A 19,850-nucleotide genomic window follows, 5' to 3' on the forward strand; every position below is an offset into this window, starting at 1 on the left:
GACATTAGTAAATACCAATGGCATAGAAAATGAGAAGTGCATGCGACACATAGCATGTGCTATTTTTGTGTGCCTAAAAACTGACGACATTATTATATAACTGGCGTGAGTGGTCTAAGTTAAAGATCATAGTTCATTGAAAGGAGGTGAGAAATAAATGTGGGGAGAACTACTAAAAATAGTACTTGTAGCTGTTATTACAGCTGTAGTAGATTACGTGATTAACCAAAAAGATTCGGTCATTCTATCTTTTAGATAGTAATTTGTAAAAGGAAACCAGTCGAAAAACTTGCAGGGAGGGGATGGAAACGAGCGATGTTTCCATCCCTCTTTTTTTGATTTCGAGAGAGGTTCAACGTTCTGAACAATTTGAGCCACTCATTGTAAGCAAATCAAGCAAATGTACCTTTTTAAAGTGATAGAAGAGATGAAATGTATGGAGCCGAAAATGAACGTATTAGAGAGGTTTTCTAAGTGGTTAGAGGATGAAGGAAAAGCAGCTGCAACCATTGATAGTTACATAAATGATGTGAAGAAGTTTAATCAGTACTTATCTGAAAAGGATGTCGATTCAGAAGTATTACTCTCACGTTTTTTATTTACTAGTTTCATGAAGCAATTAGAAGTAGAAGGGATGGCAGTGTCAACTATTAATAAGAAAGTGAATTCTTTAAAGGTATATAACGATTGGCTCTATTATGAAAAGATGGTTGATGAAGTGTTCATTAGTATAAAAAAAGATAAGGTAAAAATAGCAGTTGGTAGTGAAGCAGATGTTAGTGTGCTAACAGATGTACAAGTTGAGCAGTTTCTATTTCACCTAGAGAAAGAAAGTCAACGTAACAAGTTAATTGGCTACCTTTTGTTGTACACAGGTATTCGAGTTAGTGAGCTTGTCCACATTCTACTAACAGATGTGGATCGACTGACTGCACAGCTGACGGTGAAAGGAAAGGCTAGCAAACTCCGAGTCATTCCTCTCAGAAAAGATGTGTTGGATGTGCTCCAGCAGTACCTAAAAAACGAACGAGCCAACAGTAAATTCCCTGACAGCCCATTCCTACTTGTCAGTCAACGGGCAGAAAAAATGCATCGGGACGCAGTGAGACGATGGCTTGAACAAACAGGTGGACAGCTAGGCTTTCATATGCATCCACACATGCTTAGGCATACGTTCTGTACAAGGTTGCTTCGGAATGGTGTCGATATTACCACCGTAAGTAAACTAGCAGGACATGCCAATCTAAATATGACAGTAAAGTATTACATCAATACATCGAAGGAAGAAAAACAGTCAGCGGTGGAAAAGTTGTAAGTATCAAATAACGGCTAGTAAGATTACTAACCGTTATTTTTTTGATGAGCTGCAATTAACTCATCTAAAAAAGCAGAGATGTGTTGAATCTGTCCATCTGCTTGTAATTGTTTTACATAGACCATATGGTTTTTCTGCAAATGTGCAGTAAATTTCACCCGATTTGCCTTGTAGGTATCGGAAACTTCTTTCTTTGGTCGACCTCTTTTTTCAACGTACCCCGCATTTTTAAGTCGACCTAAAATTGTAGTGATTTGTTGTTCTTGAAAGTGAATTCTCTTTTCCAATTGTTTGTGTCTAGTTGGATTGACTGTTGCTGCAAACTGCTGCTTAAAGTCTTGTAGTTTTTGTTTCATATCGTGCAGGAATTGTAGCTGTTGTTGGATGTATTGTTCGTTTTTTTGAGCAGCCTGTTCTTTCTTTGCTTCTACTTTTTCTTTTGAAAAAATGACTTTCCCCATCATTCATCACTCCATTAAATTAGAATAATAACTTGTTTGATGATTTTTGGTCGACTAAAATTAAAAGATAATAATCATCGGAGGAAATATATGTATACGAAAGATCAAATGATTCAACTAGCTTACCAACTAGAAAATAATTTAGATGAAATTACAGACTCCATGGATAATTTAATTCAAGACAATGATAGCAAAGAAAAATTAAACTATAGCCGTTCAAAAAAACGTAAAGGAGATGAAATTGAACAAATTTTAAATTGTCGCATTATGGAGTTTCGCCAAGGGCATTCTTATCATCTACCAAAAGAGTTTGTAGCACTTTGGGCGTTATTATTAGCAGATTCCACGATTGAAAATGGAGAAGATGGTATTGAAATGAAGGGTATTTTAAAGGGATTAAAGCCTACAACAAATACTAGAAAAACCATTCCAGCAGCCATTATTGAAAAATTACGTATGGGTTTACAAATTGCGTATGTAAGAGCATTTAAAGGGGAAAACCATGATATTAATATAAATGAATTAATCGACATGCAAATTCAAGCAATCCAAGAAAATTATTTATTTAACATTGAAAAAAAGAAGAAAGAAAAAGAAATCCAACAATTAATAAAAGATGCATTCCAAACAAAATTTGGGCGACCTAATCAGTATACAGTTCAAGCATCTAAGGAAAAGCATGAGGAATTGTATCCATTTGGAGAATTAACGTACGAACAGCAGTTAGAAAAGATGGATGAATTAAAGGAGAAAATAAAGCGACAACTTGAGAATTGGTGATTTATAGCCATCCAGCAATGGATGGTTTTTTCTATGTTTTCTTCTTGGGTGACAGAAAAAAGGTGTCATCTTACGTAGTGAATAAAAGAACGTATGATAAAGGAGTAAGAACAACTTGCAACAAAGAAAGGGGCAAATAACATGTTAACAAAAGAAAACCATGGTATCCAATCAGAAAGGGAAATATTTATGAATCCAATTCCATCAAGTGGGTATGGAGTAATTTTAAAAACAGAATCAGATGTAATTAATAACACCTCTCAGCTTGTAATCAACGAAATCACAATGGAAGCTTCTTCATTAGTTGATGAGAAAGTAATTACAATACTACCTGCGATTCAAACATTTATGCAATGCAATTTCGATGACTACGATTTAATGGCTTCAGACATTGTAAATGGAAGTTTGATTCTAACGTATGGAGTAGTGAACTTTAATTTCTACGATTCACTGTCAGACTTAATTTCAAACGAATTGCATACAATTCATGAGCCATTAACTAAGGTAATTGAAGATAACATACTGATCGATGTCATACTAACTGTTCAAATTGAAACCAACTGAAAGGAGCTAATCAACCATGAATAAAGTAAATAATCACAAGAAACCAATTAAAAAGAAGCCATTTGTTAAAAGCTCGCAACCATCTTCAACAAGTACTGATTCAGTCAACGAAAACGAGCAACTTACTATCATTGACCATACAACACTAGTTGAAACGGAGGAACTTAAATTGAATGAAACTCAAAAAGCAGAACTAGAAACACTAGAGTTGCAGTCAAACATGGCAACAGAAACAGCCGCAGATGAAAAAGCCAATCTTGAAACCGCATCTTCGGAGTTGCCATCAAATGCAGAGCCAGAAACACCAATGGTGGAAGAAGATTCGACATCGGAGCTACCTGAACCAGCAACGAACGAATCAAAAGAAGAGCAGCAACCAGAAGAACCTTCACTAGATGATGCTATTAAATCTACTGAATCAACCGTATCTATAGAGAATACAATGAAAGCTTCTAAGCAGGTAGAACCTGATTCTTTGGAACGGGATGATACTTTGCTAGATGAAGCTGTCGCATCTACTCCGAATACGACAAAACACCGTCAAATGAATGCACCTCTAACCGTTGTGAATCATAAGAACGGAAAGCGAGTAAAAATCGGCAAAGAGGTTTGTGTAAAACTTCAACTAGCAGATGGAGATCTAGTCGATGTCTTCGTCAAACATGACACTGTTCTGGTTTGTAAATCACTTAATGCAGGTGGACATAATTTAAATAAGGGATGTTTTATTTACAATAAGGACTTAGTAGAAATGATTACGGATGCATGCGGTTTAAACTTTGAAGGAAAATCATCAAATAGCTTAACACAAGTGAAATACGTACAATCACAAGGACGTAAAGTTGCAGTTTTTGAGAAAGGGAGTGATATTCAATGATTACAGAAGGGGCATTATTAGTGGGAGATTCTTTTAGATTTAAATCCTTTTTACTCAATAAAGACGGTGTCTATCGTTATGATGCTAAAAAAGAAGAGTATGAATACTTATGTGCACCTGTATTTATTTCATACAAACGACAAGACTATCTCAATAACCAAGTTACTTTAGGCATCAATTATTGGCAAAATGATCAATTTAACATTTTGGAAATTGATGCAGCAACATTCAATAAACAGATGATAGATGTGCTTGCTCCAGTTGGCTTTCTAATTCCCTACTACTTTAAAAACTATGTCAATGCGTATCTCATCTTGCAGCAGCAAGATGTGAAATTTAGAAAGGAGTATCACCAAATTGGATTCTTAGCTAGACAATCAAAAGATTTGCCTCTTATTTACGGATTATCTGAGCCGATTAGTCATTCTGAAACGAACTTACAATGGAACGAAGCCTTATGTAGATACGATTTGAAGCCTAATGGTGATTTTAATCAATGGCTAGACATGGTGAAAAAGCATGTTGTTTCAAACCCAGCATTAAGTTTTATGTTGGGTGTGGGTTTTTCTTCCATGCTAATTGGATATAGTACCACTACATCAGAGCCTTTGAATACACAACTTGTACATCTTTTAGGGGAGTCGGGTTCAGGGAAAACAACAGCTGCCATGTTAGCCCTCTCTATCTTTGGAACTCCACGGGAGCTAGGAGATAAATCTCTATTCAGCACTTGGAATGCAACAAATAATGCGTTAGTTAATAAATTAACAGGAAACTATGGTGTACCGGTATTGTTTGATGAATTTTCAATGTCTACTGCTAGTACAGTCACATCATTAGTATATGTCTTGGCTAGTGGTAAAGATAAGGATCGAATGACCGATCAACTGAAAATAAAAGCAGGAGAGACTTGGGGAACTGCTTTTATCACTACAGGGGAGAATAGTATCTTTGAAAGAACAAATCGAAACAAGGGGCTTATCGTTCGTCTACATGAATACGACAACAAACAATGGACAACTAACGCTGAACAATCAAATGAAATTAAAGCTGTTGTAAATGAACATTACGGACATGCTGCACTTGTAGTCGCACGTTATTTAGCGGAATCTAATTGGTCATCCGTCATGCCAACTATCCAATACTGGAAGGAACAGTTGCTCCCAATGTTACCTGAGAGTGATGTTAAGGATCGTGTAGCACGTAAGTATGCAGCAACTATAGCTGCTCTAGCATTAGCAGGTGAAGCAATGGATGTTGAGTTTCCATTAGATGAAGTCATCGAATTTATTGTGCAAAATGATTATATTTTAGAAACACAACGTGATTTAGCAGAAGTTGTATATCGGAGTGTGATAGATGATGTACGAGCAAATGCGAATCAGTTTATTTTTCCTAATGTAGCACAATCCAGTTTTCACATAAAAGGGAAAATTCAACGTTACCAATCATTCTATAAAGTGTATTACATTAAAACAGAATTTGAAAAATTGTTACAAAGCCAAGGGATTACAAACTTCTCAGGTATTATAAAAATGCTAAAACGGAAACCTTATTTCGAAGCAGATACGGATCGACCTACACAGCGAGTAGTCATCGAAAAGGACAAAGGCAGACAGAATACCTATGTCTTCAAAATACCAAAAGCAGAGCTAGACACATGGTTAGGTTAAATCGAAAACAAAGTAAATCAGTAAATAAACAAGGATAAAATCTATATTATAAAAATAGTAAGGGTAGTAGATATCAACTGCTACCTATTTTTGGGGAGGAGTTAATATGAGAAGTAAAACAGAAAATACGGTAACGGATAACATTCCGATGTTTAGTATATCTAAAGAAATGTTCCTTGAGACTTTAAAGAATAAGCAGCTAAGCGGTGAAACAATTCGTGGCTATTCGGTTGACCTTAATCAATTTCAGAAATTCTTAATTAAGGATAATAATGCACCTGTATTTATGGAAAGCATTACAACGGAAGCTATTGAAGCCTATGTAAAGATGTTAAGAAAGAGAAAGCTGACACCTACATCCATTAATCGAAAAATTAATTCTATCTCATATTTTTGTAAGTTTGCTATAAAGAAATGTTGGTTGTCATTTAATCCAGCAGACGATGTGGATCGTATACGTGCTACAAGAAAAGAACGTACTTTTTTAAAACTAGAGGAGATACAAGCGATAGTAGCCAAAATTCCACAAGTAACTATAAAATATGTTGTTATTCTTATGAGTAATACAGGTTTACGTATTAATGAGGCGATAAATTTACGATTACAGGATGTAGATTTTGAGAACAAGATTCTTCATGTGATTCAAGGAAAGGGAGGTAAAAATCGGGATGTGCCACTAAATGACGAACTCATTAAACATCTTACATTTTATAAGGATAGACATCGCTCACGAACAAAATCTTTAAATTTCTTTGTAACGAAATCTGGTGGTATTAGTCAGCAATACGTCAATCAGGAGCTGAAAAAAGCAGCAAAAGCAGCTGGAATTGAAAAAGACGTAACAAGTCACGTTCTTCGCCATTCTTTTGCCTCACAATTAGTACAAACAGATACTCATGTAGCTATCATTTCAAAACTTTTAGGTCATGCAGATGTGCGTACGACATCCATTTACATGCACGCTGACCAAGAGGATTTGCAGCAAGCTGTTAATACAATTAAATTTCTAAACTAAAGGAGGGATTCGTATGATTGATGATGTATTCCAAGATGAAAAAGTAGCGACGGTCTTAGAGTTACTGAAAGAGGGATATAGTAAAGATGACCTCGGTGATTACTATGAACAAAATCCAAAGTCTGTGGACATCTATATGCGAAGAAAAGGATTCCGTTGGTGTAGGGAGGAACAAACGTATGTAATTAAGGAGGAAAATAATGAACCGAAACTAGAAATTGCCATTCAAGAAGTCAATACAAAAGCTGCTCAAATTGTACGGATGCTGGATGTAAAGAATCCCAACATACGACAGACTGTATCAAAGCAAGGTTTTGGGTCTATAGAAGAAATGGGACAATACATGAAAGGACAAGGATACATCTGGGATGAGGAGATAGGGAACTATCGGTACGATGAATCTAGTAAAACAGATGTTGCTGAATCAGAGCAACCAATTACTTTACCTGTAGGTGCATTGGACGGGGAAGCAATTGTACAATTATTGGTACGTCATCAAGAAAAGCTTCTCCATCTACTACAAACTGAACAAACGGGTAGTTTGCAGACATATCGATTCAAAGGTAATAAAGTAAACAAAACACTAACACTTGCCTCTAGTGCCGCTGCTCTGCTAGAAGACTATCAAAAAGAATACAACATCACCCAAAGGTCTATCATAGAAACTGCACTAGCAGAATTTTTAGAGCGACATGGCTACGAGGAACAGTTACGACAAGCAACAACCTAACAAAATAGAACATGACTTCGGTTGTGTTCTTTTTTTACCCGTACGTCCCGTCTGTAAAACCCGTTCTGAATCCTTGTGTGCCAAGGGTTGCCCGGAAATCCCGCTTTTCTTCAAAATGAGATGCTTGATAGAAAAAGTTCTATTAAGTGGAGAGGATTATATTATTGATTTGAAAATGAACTATTAGGGAAAATAAACCTTACTGAATTCGTTACCTTTAAAATCAAAGAGTAAATTTTTTTGTCCATATTTAAGACTGTTATGTTATAGGCAGTTAACCAAACAGTTGTTATTTTTCTTTTATAGAATCCTTTAAATAAAGGATTACTTCTAACAGAACATGTTTTTTCATTGTTTTTACCTTGTTACTTCATAAGTCTATTTAATGTAGTAGAATTTCAAAGTTTTGTTTTTGATTGTTTCTTCAATTTTTACGGGATTTTCGGGAATTTGATGTGTCTCATCGAGTTGTGTCGGGTTTTCATGCGGGAGTGACGGGAAAATAACTAGAATTTTGGTCTACAAAAATTATGATGTGCTTTAGTAAATCTACGATAATTTCACTATAATTTATTTATACTTTTACTATATCTCATTTTGAAGATTCTCATAAATCCATGCGGCACAAGGGTTAGAGTGGTCTACAAAAATTAGAGAAAACCCACTTAAGAAAAAGCTATCAACAGCACAACTGTTGAAGTAACATTTGACGAAGAAGTTGACAACGTACAAGCTCTTAAATTCGAAATCAAAGATTTAGAAGTTAAGAACGCAGCTGTAAAACAAACTAACAAAAAAGTTGTTGTTTTAACTACTGCACCACAAACAGCTGACAAAGAGTACACTGTATCTCTTGCTGGCGAAGAAATCGGTAAATTCAAAGGTGTATCAGCTGTAGTACCAACTAAAGTTGAGTTAGTTGAAAAATCAACTCAAGGTAAACTTGGTCAACAAGTAACACTTAAAGCACAAGTAACTGTAGCTGAAGGTGCTTCTAAAGCTGGTGTTCCAGTAACATTCTTCATCCCAGGTTCTGCTAACGGAGTAAAAGCTCCTGTAACAGTTGAAGCTGTAACTAACGAGGAAGGTATCGCTACTTACACTTACACTCGTTATGCTGCAACAAACGATACAGTAACTGTATACGCTAACGGTGACCGTTCTAAATTCTCAACTGGCTATGTATTCTGGGCTGTTGATACAACATTAACTATTACTGAAGTAACTACAGGTTCTACTGTCAACAACGGTGCTAACAAGATTTATAAAGTAACTTACAAAGATCCAGACACTGGTAAACCAGTATCAGGTAAAACATTAAACGTTTCTGTTAAAGAAAACATTGATGTAACTGTTGATAAACTACAAAATGTTACTGTTAACGGTGTTAAAGTAGTTCAAACTAGCAATTCAAATACTACAGCTGCACAAATCACAACTGATACTAATGGTGAGGCTACATTCACTGTAACTGGTTCAAATGCTGAAGTAACTCCAGTAGTATTTATTGGTGAAACAGTTTCTGGTCAAACAGCTCCTGCTCAAAAATATAACGCTGATGCATTACAAGCAACTGCTCCAAAAGTGAAATTTGGTGCAACACAAGCTGATTATGCTCTTGAAGTAACTCGTGATGGCGGTGAAGAGGCTGCTACTGGTTATAAAAACGGACGTAAATATAAAGTTGTTGTAAAAACTAAAGATGGTAAATTAGCAGCAAATGAAACTGTAAATGTTGCGTTCAACGAAGACATTGATGGAGTTATCTCTACAACTACTGATGCTAAGTTTGTTAAAGTAGATGATGATAAACAAATTGATTGGGAAAATAAATACAATACTGATGCTAAGGCAATTATTGTTAAAACAGACTCAAAAGGTGAAGCAACTTTTGTTATCGGTAACGACAAAGCAAACTCATATGCTACACCGGTTGTTTGGATCGATGTTAACTATCAAAGCGGAAAAACTGGTACTTTAGATAAAGGTGAGCCTACTGCAATTGCTCCAATTTCTTACTTCCAAGCTCCAACTATTAATGGTGCTAAATTAGTTTCTAAAGATAAAAATGGCGATGAAACTTCTAAGTATGTTGGAAAAGAAGCAGCAAAATTTGAAGTAGTTCTTGTGAACCAAAGTGGCAAAACAGAGAAGGACTCTCAATACACAACTAATGAAGTATCTTACTCTATTGAAAACACTGGTGCTAACGAAGTTTTAGTAGAATATACTTACGATAAGGAACCAAGAAAAATTACTGTAGGTTCAAATCGTGTTAATTCTGTAATTGCTGACAATGGTACAATTAATGTTACAGCTGTAGATGGTAAATCTACTTCAGTAAAAGTTTCAGCTACAGGTGTTGCTAAGAAATATGAAAATGGAAAAGTTGTTAAAGAATTCTCATTCCATTCTAAAGATGCAACAGCTACATTCACTTCAACATCTGAAGTAACTAACCTATTCACTGGTACAATTAAATCATTCAATACTGATAAGAAAACTATCGTATTTAATGATAAAGATGGCGATAAAGAAGCTGTAAAATATGCTGGTGAATCTGGTAAGAAATATGTATATAAAAATGTAAATAGTGCACCACTTTCTGAAACTCAATTCATTGAACTTCTTAAAGATGCATCAAAAGGAGTAAAAGCAACTTATGAAGTGAAAGATGATGTAGTAACATTCTATGTACTTTCTGTTGATGCTGGTGCCACTCCTCCACAGGACGCTCTTGTTGCTGATGCAGCAAAAGCACTTAAAGATGCAATTGATGGAGTAAAAGTTTCTGATTATGTTGAACCTGCTAAAGCACAAGCAGCTGTAGATGCAGCGAAAAAAGTTTTAGATGATACTAAATCAACTACTCAACAATTAAAAGATGCAAAAACTGCATTAGAAACAGCAGTGAAAGATCTTCCAAAAGTAGATCAAGATAACAAAGCTGCTAAAGATGCACTTGATGCTGCAATCAAAGCAGTAAAAGCTAATGAGTATATTCCTGCTGACGCTACTAAAGCAACTGCTGCTGTAACTGCTGCAGAAACAGTTTTAGCTGATGCTAAATCAACTACTCAACAATTAAAAGATGCAAAAACTGCATTAGAAACAGCTGTAAAAGATCTTAAGCTAAAAGCTACATTTGATGTTACAAAAGTAAAAGCTAGTGAAGTAGTGGCTGCTGGTACAAATAAAAATGAACTAACATTCACATTTACATCTAGTGACGCTGCGTTAACTGATGTTGACTTTGTTACAGTTCCAAAAACAGCTACTGGTGCTGATGATTCTATTGCAACTATAGCGAAAACTGCTACTGGTGAACTTAAATTAACTGTTGCTGATAAAAATTTAGCTCCAATTGATTTAACTAATGTTTTCACGAATACATTTACTTTCGACGTATCTTTAACTGCTAAAGATGCTAAAGAAACTCCAGCAAAAATTACTGTTAAGTATGATGCTGCAAAAACAAAATGGATTGCTGAAGTAGCTTCTAAATAAAACTAAACGAAACGTTACTTAATAAACTAGCTTGCTAGTGAAATAAGTAGATTACGACCCCATGGATTTAACTTGAAATAGTTAGACTCTATGGGGTCTTTTCTAACTATCGTGTTTGTATTCATCAGGGAAGTTCTGATGCGTGGGAAACAGTTCCGTTTGCTCACGAGCCTAATCCTCCTGCATCCAGTGCGAGTGTCTATCCGCTCAAAGGGGTGAAGTCAGGTGAAGTCGTACTCAAGGAGTTGAGGCGGGGTTCTTTAAAAAATGGCTATGGCTAGGACGACGAATCCATGTAGGTTGTATGTGTCGATTATGTGTGCGTAATTGCTAGGGGTTCATGCATAATTCTTTCATTTGCAATAATGATGAGGTTATCTGTATAATTTAGGAACTGTTAAACAGATAATGTGCATACTGTATAGTGGGAGCCTAAGGGCATTAAAAAGAGGGAACAAGACGATGGAACGTTTGAAGTCTTTTCGGAAGAGGTTCGATAGAAAACCTGCGAGGCCGAAGGGATGGCAGCGGGTTCATAGTAGTGTGGATAGCTAGCCGTTTGGACTTGTATGGTAACATACGAGAAGGGTAAAACTAGCAGGAGCGAAGGAACCCAGTCAGTAGTAGTTCTATAAGAAACTTATTTCCCCAAAAATTTGTTTCTTTCAATATGGTATTTTATCTGAGGCAATCATGTATGTGATTGCCTCTTTTTTAATAAATATAGGAACCGCTTTACCCTTTATACTAGTAGTCAGGTTAGAAAGAAGAGTTACTTGATGTAGTCTTGGTTAGAAAGGCCCTTCTTTTTAGTTATTTGTTATTGGCAATTTCTTTTATAGCGGAATATCTAAGATAAATGTAAATATTTATAAAAATTATTGAATTCTATTAGATTTTATTTAATTTCCTATAAAAGTTTCTATTTTTCTATTATTACATTTAATTTACACAATATAGATACTATTAAAATAGTGCATTAACAATAATATGTTTACATATATATGTAGTGGGGAAATAGGTTTTTAATATTACGATTATTGATGGCACGCCGTATGCGATGAAAGTCGCCTGTACGGTGTATGCCCAAACCGAAAGCCTAGATAGAGAGATGGTATAAGGTGGGAATAGCGAAGGTAAGTTTACTTTGTCGTTAATGCATTCAAACGACACACATGCGAATTTAAACAATATTGCTAGAAAGGTGACGGCAGTTAAGGAGGTTAGAGCTAAAAAACCTAATTCATTACTTTTGGATGCTGGCGATGTCTTCTCTGGAACTTTATATTTCAATGAATTTAAGGGACAGGCTGATTTGGCGTTTATGAATTTAATGGGTTATGACGTGATGACATTCGGAAACCATGAATTTGATTTAGGCTCGACACCAGAAGGACATCAAGCCTTAGTTGATTTTATTAAGGGAGCAAAATTCCCGTTTGTTTCTTCAAATGTTGATTTTTCTAGGGATGCGAAATTTACTGGTTTGTTTACAGACCTCATTTCAAGTGATCCTAAAAACGGAAAAATCTACAACGGTATTATTAAAGAAATTAATGGTGAAAAAGTTGGGATCTTTGGTTTAACTACTGGAGAAACAAAAGATATTTCTTCGCCAGGCAGTGTTGCATTCGAAAACTATATTGAGGAAGCAAATAAAGCAGTAAAAGCCTTTGAAGATAAAGGCGTCAATAAAATAATAGCTTTAACGCATATTGGATATGATGACAACCCTGCATATGATAATGATCTTACCTTAGCAAAATCTGTAGAAGGTATCGATGTTATTGTAGGTGGGCATAGTCATACTCAGCTAGATAAACCAACCGTTGTAAATAAAAATACGACTGGACAAGCAAAAGCTCCAACGGTAATTGTACAAGCATATCAATACAATGATTATTTAGGTACTTTAGATGTTACCTTTGACCCAAAAGGTGTTGTCGTTAATCATAATGGTGCTTTATTAAAAGTAGCTGATTATACTGAGGATGCACAAGCAGTAGAACTGTTAAAGCCTTATAAGGCGAAAGTAGAAGAAGTTTCAAAGAAAGAGATCGGTGCAGAAGCTTTAGTAGCGTTAGAGAGTCCACGTACTGGTGGAGATAATACAAAACCAAGTGTTCGTAAAAATGAAACACCTTTAGGCAATGTTATTACAGATGGCATGCTTGAAAAAGCACGAAAATATAATAAAGACGTTATTATGGCTCTTCAAAATGGTGGAGGTATTCGTGCTGGAATTGATCAAGGACCTATTACAGTTGGTGAAGTAATAACAGTACTTCCATTCGGGAATACTTTAGCGACAATGGAAGTAACCGGAAAAGAGTTGAAAGAAGCATTTGAAGTTAGTGTTGGACAATATCCTGCTGAAAATGGCGGATTCCTACATGTTTCTGGTGCAAAGGTAGAGTTCGATTCTTCTAAGGCAAAAGGTCAACGTATTGTAAAAATTTCATATAAAGATAAACACGGGAACTATGTAGACATCAAAGATAATGAAACTTATACAATAGCAACAAATGCATTTACTGCAAAAGGTGGAGATGGCTTTGATGTCTTTAAAAAGGCATACGAGGAAGGGCGAGTGACAGACTTAGGCTTGTCTGACTGGGAGAACCTTGCTGAACAACTTAAGTCCTTAGGCAAAGTCGATCCAAAAACTGAAGGAAGAATTGTAGATGTTGCTAATAGTCAAGTACCTGATAAAACTATCCCTGAATTAGATTTCTCTGGTACAGCTGGTAAATCTAAAGTTTATGAAGGAAATGTAACAGTAGATATTAAAAATATTTCTTTATTAGAAAATGCGGTAGTGAAAGGAAATTTAATTATAACAGGTACTGTAAAGGATGAATTATCTTTTAAAAACGTACAAGTAGAAGGGAATCTAGATCTTTCAAAAACAGATACTACAAAAGTTAACTTTGATGGAATCACAGTTAAAGGAGAAACAATTCTATAATATTTTTGCAAAGTCTTCTCTTAGTAGAGGGAAGGCTTTGCATTTTATAAACTAACTTTCCTAAATTTGAAAGGGGAATTGACTGGATGTCGAAGAAGAATTGGAAAAAGCCGATAAATGCATTTTTAGCAACAACCCTAGTTGCAAGTGTTGTCGCACCAGCAGCACCACTTACAGTTAAGGCCGAAGCATTAGCAAATGATTTAATCATTTCAGAGTATATTGAAGGTAGTTCCTATAATAAAGCAATTGAAATATATAATGGTACAGGTGCCGCGGTTGATTTAAGTAATTATACTTTAGAGCTTCATACGAACGGAGCTGCTGACGCGGATAAAAAAGTGAGTCTGACAGGGATTTTAGAAAACGGAGCTACGTATGTTATACACCATAAAGATGCAGACCCAAACATTAAAGCTAAAGGAAATCTAGTAGACTCAAATGTTATTAATTTCAATGGTGATGATCCAATCGTATTAAGGAAATCTGGGGAAGTTGTTGACTCTATTGGACAAGCCGGTGTAAAAATAAAATTTGCTGAAAATGTAACTTTAGTAAGAAAGAGTTCAGTCTTGTCGGGTGATAAAAATATTAATGATCCATTTAACTCGGCTTTGGAATGGAATTCTTCTTCAGTTGATGATTTTTCTAATTTAGGGCAACACGCAATGGACAATTCAGGTGAACCTGTTGATCCTGTTGATCCTGTTGACCCGGAAACACCGGCAATCCTCTCAATTGGAGATGCTAGAACTAAAGGTGTGGGTGAAACTGTAACCATTAAAGGTAAAGTAGCGGCAGGCTTGAAAAATACGTTCTCTGTCCAAGATGATACAGGTGGTATTGCTGTACGACCTACTAGTCTCCCTTTGTCTGTCGGAGATGAGGTTACTTTAAAAGGTAAATTAGTTGACTATCACGGATTATTACAATTAGATGGGGCTACAATCGTTGGAAAAGTTGAAAATGCCGGAGCACCATCTCCAAAGGTAGTAACTGGTGCTCAAGTAACGGAAGATAACGAGTCACAGTTAGTAACCGTAAAAAATGTTACGCTTTCAGATGCTCAGCAAGGGACTGGATGGACGAACTATACTGCAAATGACGGAACGAATTTCCTCGTACGTGATGAAACAAATTCACTTGGATTAACTGCCGGTACATCCTATGAATCTATCACTGGTATTGTCCAACAGTATGATAAAGACTATCAAGTGATCCCACGCTCAAAAGCAGACATAGTTGTGGATAGCTCAGCATTAAAACCTGCTATCGCATCTCCTGGAAGTGGAACGTTTACTGGGAAAACAGCAGTTACGTTGACAACACCGACTGCAGATGCAGAAATTTATTACACATTAGATGGCACTGAGCCAACTGATAAAAGTTCTAAATATGAGACGCCAATAGAAATCAATAAAAATACTATATTAAAGGCAATTGTTAAGGATAAAAATGGTACGTTTAGTGAAGTAACTACGTTTGATTATGTCATTGCCGATAAATTACAAATTCATGATATCCAAGGAGCCGATCATAATTCCCCATTCAATGGTAAAACTGTTGAGGGCATTGAAGGAATTGTAACGTATTCATTCTCATTAAATAACAATTGGTATTATAACATTCAAACACCTGATGATTTAGCTGATAAAAATCCGAATACTTCTGAAGGGATTTTACTATACAGTGGTAAAAACCCTTGGCCAGTTCAAGTTGGGGACTTAGTATCTGTTAAAGGGCAAGTAAATGAATTTGCCTATGATGGTTATAATGACAGACAGCAGACAGATTTGAAAACAACACAAATCAATGTACGTAACGATCAAGGCGGAAAAGTAGAAGTAGTTAAAAATAGTGTTGCGCTACCGAAACCAATTAAACTTGATAAATTAAAAATGTCCTTAAGCAGCATTGACAGTGATCAGCTTCAAACATTTAATCCAACGATTGATGCTATAGATTTCTGGGAAAGCATTGAAGGTATGCGGGTGGAAGTAGAGGACGTAAAAGCGGTAGCACCACAGGAGCATGGAGATCTGGTGACAGTACTTGATAGTGCACCAACAAATACAATTCACGGTGGCGTATTGTACGAGAAAGGAAATGCCAATCCAAACAGAATTCAATTCCGATTAGAACCGAATGCAGCTGCACGAGATTTTGAAGTTGCTACAGGTGATAAATTTAAAGGACCTATTACGGGAATCGTAGGCTATTCCTATCAAAACTTTAAAATCTATGCTTCTTTAGATGAAATGAAAGCCGCCCATCAAAAGGGTACTGTATCACCTGAGAAAACAAAAATTGTAAAAGCCGATGATAAGTTAACAATTGCCTCTTACAATTTAGAAAACTTCTCTAATAACAAAAGTTCTACTACTGATGATAAAGCGAAAAAGCTAGCACGAGCAATTGGCATTGACATGGGAAGTCCAGACATTGTTGGGGTAACAGAGGTGCAAGATAACAACGGCGCTTCTCCTGGTGATTCAAAAGCAGATCAAAGTTATCAAAGACTAATTGACGCGATCAAAGCTGCAAGTGGTGTTGAATATAAGTATGTTAATATTGATCCTATCAACAATCAAGACGGTGGAGCACCAGATGCGAATATTCGTGTTGGCTTCCTGTATAATCCAGAGCGAGTGAAGTTGAAGGAAGGTATTCCAGCAGGAGATGCTACAACAGCTGTAGGTTATAAAGATGGGAAATTAACACTGAACCCTGGCCGTATTGATCCAACAAACGAAGCGTTTACTAGCAGTCGTAAACCTTTAGCGGCACAATTTGAATTCCAAGGTGAAGATGTAGTAGTGATCGCTAACCATTGGAATTCTAAAAATGGAGATACGCCATTATTTGGTTCTAAGCAACCACCTGAATACGGAAGTGAAGGGCAACGTAAAAAAATTGCACAAATTGTTAATAATTTTGTTAGTGATATTAAAGCAAAAAATCCAGATGCAAACATTGTTTCTTTAGGCGATTTTAACGACTATCAATTTGCGGATGCTTTAAAAATTCATGAAGGTCAAGTAATGACTAATATGATTAATAAAGTGGAAGAGTCTGATCGTTACACATACGTATTTCAAGGGAATTCACAAGTATTAGATCATATTTTAGTATCGAATAATTTAGCAGACAAAACAGTTGTTGATATTCTTCATATCAATGCTGATTTTACGGACATGGCTGGTCGTGCAAGTGACCACGATCCTGTAATGGTTCAAATGGATGTTAAGAAAGGTTCAAGTGTTGAACCGATTCAGCCTGACATAGTATATGACTTTAAGAACTACAAAACAAACAAATTGACAATCAATAAACCAAGCGTGGCAGTGCATTTAGATGCTCAATCTGTTATTCCAAAAGGTGTATTTCTTAAAGGTAGATATGCAGAACTACATGGAGACGGCTTTAAGACGACTGATGTTATCCTTAGTCCAGTGAAAGCAGGGATGATTGTCGACCTTAAAGGCAATAGCGTGAAAACACTCACAATTGAAGGTCCAAATGTCAGTGAAATAAGAGGCGCTGAAAATTTAGATATACAATCGATAATATATAAAAAGGGTGCAGCTCCTGAGCAAATTAAATTTACAAATTCGAAGGGGGATCCTATTACGGATCCTTCTTTGCCTGCTGAAAATAATGCACCTATAATTAAAAAACCTATAGCAAACAAAACTGTAGCTGTCGGTGAGGCAATTAACATTGATTTAACAGAGCATTTCTCAGACCCTGATGGTGACAAGCTTTCATTTACAGCTACAAAAGGAACTGTAAATGGCAAGGTACTAACTCTTAATTTAGAAGAGGGTAGCCATATTGTAGGCGTTACAGCATCTGATGGTAAAAAAAATGTTACAACAAATTTCAGTGTCACAGTTGTTGCCAATGATTATTATACAGGTGCATATAACAAAGAGGGGGAAGCATTAAAAAAGGCGCTTCATGATATCATTTCTGAACAAAAGGTACTTTCTTATGATGAAGTTTGGAATGCATTAAAGTATACAGATGAAGATCCTAATAACCTAAATAATGTCATCTTATTTTACTCTGGAAAATCAAGTTCAAAAGCAAATAGCGGCGGCAATGTAGGAAACTGGAACCGAGAGCATACATGGGCAAAATCACACGGTAACTTTGGAACAAGCAATGGACCAGGAACGGATATCCATCACTTACGTGCAACCGATGTACAAGTAAATAGCTCAAGAGGAAATTTAGATTTCGACAATGGCGGCAGCCCAGTAGCAGGCTGCAACGGTTGTCTTAAAGATTCAGATTCATTCGAACCACCTAATCGCGTAAAAGGTGATGTCGCACGAATTCTATTTTATATGGCAACTCGTTATGAGGATGGAGATAAGGTTGACCTAGAATTAAATGACAAAGTCAATAATGGAACAGCCCCTTATCACGGCAAACTTTCTGTTCTTTTACAATGGCACGAGCAAGATCCTGTAGACGAATATGAAAAACAAAGAAATGAGAAAATCTACGAAATCCAAGGTAATCGCAACCCATTTATCGACCATCCTGAATGGGTAGAAAAGATATGGTAAAATAAAAAGAAAACGCCCACTTCAGTCCTGAACCCGAAGTGGGCGTTTGACGTTTATTGTGCTCGTTTCAACTCAGGGTTTGAAATCTTCTCCATTTATTTCGTCTCTCTTCTATTTAAATGTATCTAACTTTCCCCTATAGCATAGAAAATTAGATTGCTAGTATTGCCATTGACTCAGCACCAAAAGTTGTGGATGACATTTGTAAGTTGATTGGCCTGGAACTGGTCGACTCCTTGGAGATTAACGGCTCATCGGACGCCCCCAGTCGGAATGGAAATCAACCACACGTTATGGTGATGAGCCTTGCCTTTGCATTATTCGATAAATTATGACATGCTTAAATGAGAGATAACTATATTTAGGAGAATGTTTTGTGATTAAAGAGTGGGATTTACTACGTGTGGTGGCGTGTTTATCTATTTTACTATTACACACTTCTTCGTGGATTATTATGGAAGTTGGTGCGATACCAGAGCAGACATTTTATCTGTTTTTACGTATTGCGCTGTGTTATGCGACACCGACGTTTATTTTATTGTCTATATTAATTTTGGCGAATCGTTATCAGGATAAAATACCGAGTAACTTTTGGTCGAATCGAATTCAATATATTTTTTTACCTTATTTAATATGGGCTATGATTGATGCTTTACTTGTGGAGTTAATTTATAGCAAGGGCTTATTTTGGGAAAAATTTGTCCGCAATATCGTCTACAGTGAGTTTGTAGGCTGGTTTGTTTTGGTCATTATACAGCTATATGTAGTCTTTATGTTGTTGAAACGTTTTAAGTGGTCTATGGCTTGGTTTTTACCATTATGTATGCTGATTACGCTTGTCCATCATTCAGTGATTTCATTGCCATATCCGATTTTTGAAGAGAATGAGTCAATGTTTCGTTTACTCTTTACTGGTTGGCTTGGGTATTTTGCCATTGCTTATGCGATGGGGGTGTATTATACACAGATTGCTGCGCTTGCGAAAAAGTATCGTTACGCAACGATTGTATTCTTCGTGCTATCTGTTGCCTTTTTATACATCCGTATGCTACTCGGTTATACAGAGACACATTCGAGACGCCTTGACTTAATGCCGCTTGTTATAAGTACTGCATTACTAGTAATTGCCTGGGGACAGTCAATACCTTATACGAAAACAGTTCGAGTGCTAAGTCAATATTCATTTATGATCTACCTCATTCATTGGGAGGTTCTGCGTCTATCGACAGATTGGTTTATAGAGCACTTTGATCGTACACTAGTCCGAGTACCTTTGCTGATGCTGTGGACGTTAGTTGTTTGTATTACGCTGACGAAGTTGATTTCTTTACTTCCATATAGCCAGTGGATAGTTGGAAAAATAAAAAAGCGTGCTACATAGTA

The 19,850-nt window shown here is 36.2% G+C and carries 12 protein-coding genes; 11 read left to right on the plus strand and 1 reads right to left on the minus strand.

Annotation, left to right across the window (positions count from 1 at the left end):
• Nucleotides 1-436: 436 nt before the first annotated feature.
• A complete protein-coding gene (locus QUF91_RS03930) occupies nt 437-1,315 on the plus strand; it encodes a tyrosine-type recombinase/integrase (protein ID WP_289416904.1) in 879 nt (292 codons plus the stop codon).
• Nucleotides 1,316-1,341: 26 nt separating this feature from the next.
• Here QUF91_RS03930 and QUF91_RS03935 read toward each other — a convergent pair whose 3' ends face one another.
• Entirely contained in the window at nt 1,342-1,776 is a 435-nt protein-coding gene (locus tag QUF91_RS03935) for a hypothetical protein (protein WP_289416905.1), read from the minus strand.
• Between the two features lie 90 nt (nt 1,777-1,866).
• On the opposite strand from QUF91_RS03935, the gene QUF91_RS03940 reads away from it, so the two are divergent.
• The 10 genes from QUF91_RS03940 to QUF91_RS03985 all read left to right on the plus strand — a co-directional run bounded on the left by QUF91_RS03940 (nt 1,867) and on the right by QUF91_RS03985 (nt 19,848).
• A complete protein-coding gene (locus QUF91_RS03940) occupies nt 1,867-2,556 on the plus strand; it encodes a hypothetical protein (RefSeq protein WP_289416906.1) in 690 nt (229 codons plus the stop codon).
• 141 nt (nt 2,557-2,697) lie between these two features.
• A complete protein-coding gene (locus QUF91_RS03945; RefSeq protein WP_289416907.1) occupies nt 2,698-3,120 on the plus strand; it encodes a hypothetical protein in 423 nt (140 codons plus the stop codon).
• 16 nt (nt 3,121-3,136) lie between these two features.
• Complete coding sequence (locus tag QUF91_RS03950) at nt 3,137-3,997, plus strand: hypothetical protein (protein ID WP_289416908.1); 861 nt, start codon at nt 3,137-3,139, stop codon at nt 3,995-3,997.
• Complete coding sequence (locus tag QUF91_RS03955) at nt 3,994-5,670, plus strand: DUF927 domain-containing protein (RefSeq protein WP_289416909.1); 1,677 nt, start codon at nt 3,994-3,996, stop codon at nt 5,668-5,670. Before QUF91_RS03950 ends, QUF91_RS03955 begins: the two co-directional genes overlap by 4 nt.
• 106 nt (nt 5,671-5,776) lie before the next feature.
• Nucleotides 5,777-6,685 (plus strand): tyrosine-type recombinase/integrase, encoded by a 909-nt coding sequence (locus tag QUF91_RS03960; RefSeq protein WP_289416910.1) that lies wholly within the window; start codon nt 5,777-5,779, stop codon nt 6,683-6,685.
• A 13-nt stretch (nt 6,686-6,698) separates the two neighbouring features.
• A complete protein-coding gene (locus QUF91_RS03965; protein ID WP_289416911.1) occupies nt 6,699-7,415 on the plus strand; it encodes a hypothetical protein in 717 nt (238 codons plus the stop codon).
• Nucleotides 7,416-8,999: 1,584 nt separating this feature from the next.
• Entirely contained in the window at nt 9,000-10,922 is a 1,923-nt protein-coding gene (locus QUF91_RS03970; RefSeq protein ID WP_289416912.1) for a hypothetical protein, read from the plus strand.
• A 1,156-nt stretch (nt 10,923-12,078) separates the two neighbouring features.
• The gene (locus QUF91_RS03975) at nt 12,079-13,890 is read left to right on the plus strand and encodes a bifunctional metallophosphatase/5'-nucleotidase (RefSeq protein WP_289420020.1); all 1,812 of its coding nucleotides are present in this window, start codon (nt 12,079-12,081) and stop codon (nt 13,888-13,890) included.
• 86 nt (nt 13,891-13,976) lie between these two features.
• The gene (locus QUF91_RS03980; protein WP_289416913.1) at nt 13,977-18,467 is read left to right on the plus strand and encodes an endonuclease; all 4,491 of its coding nucleotides are present in this window, start codon (nt 13,977-13,979) and stop codon (nt 18,465-18,467) included.
• Between the two features lie 376 nt (nt 18,468-18,843).
• A complete protein-coding gene (locus QUF91_RS03985; protein WP_289416914.1) occupies nt 18,844-19,848 on the plus strand; it encodes an acyltransferase family protein in 1,005 nt (334 codons plus the stop codon).
• Nucleotides 19,849-19,850 lie beyond the last annotated feature (2 nt).

It is taken from the genome of Lysinibacillus sp. G4S2, from assembly GCF_030348505.1.
In the GTDB taxonomy this organism is placed as follows: Bacteria; Bacillota; Bacilli; order Bacillales_A; family Planococcaceae; genus Lysinibacillus.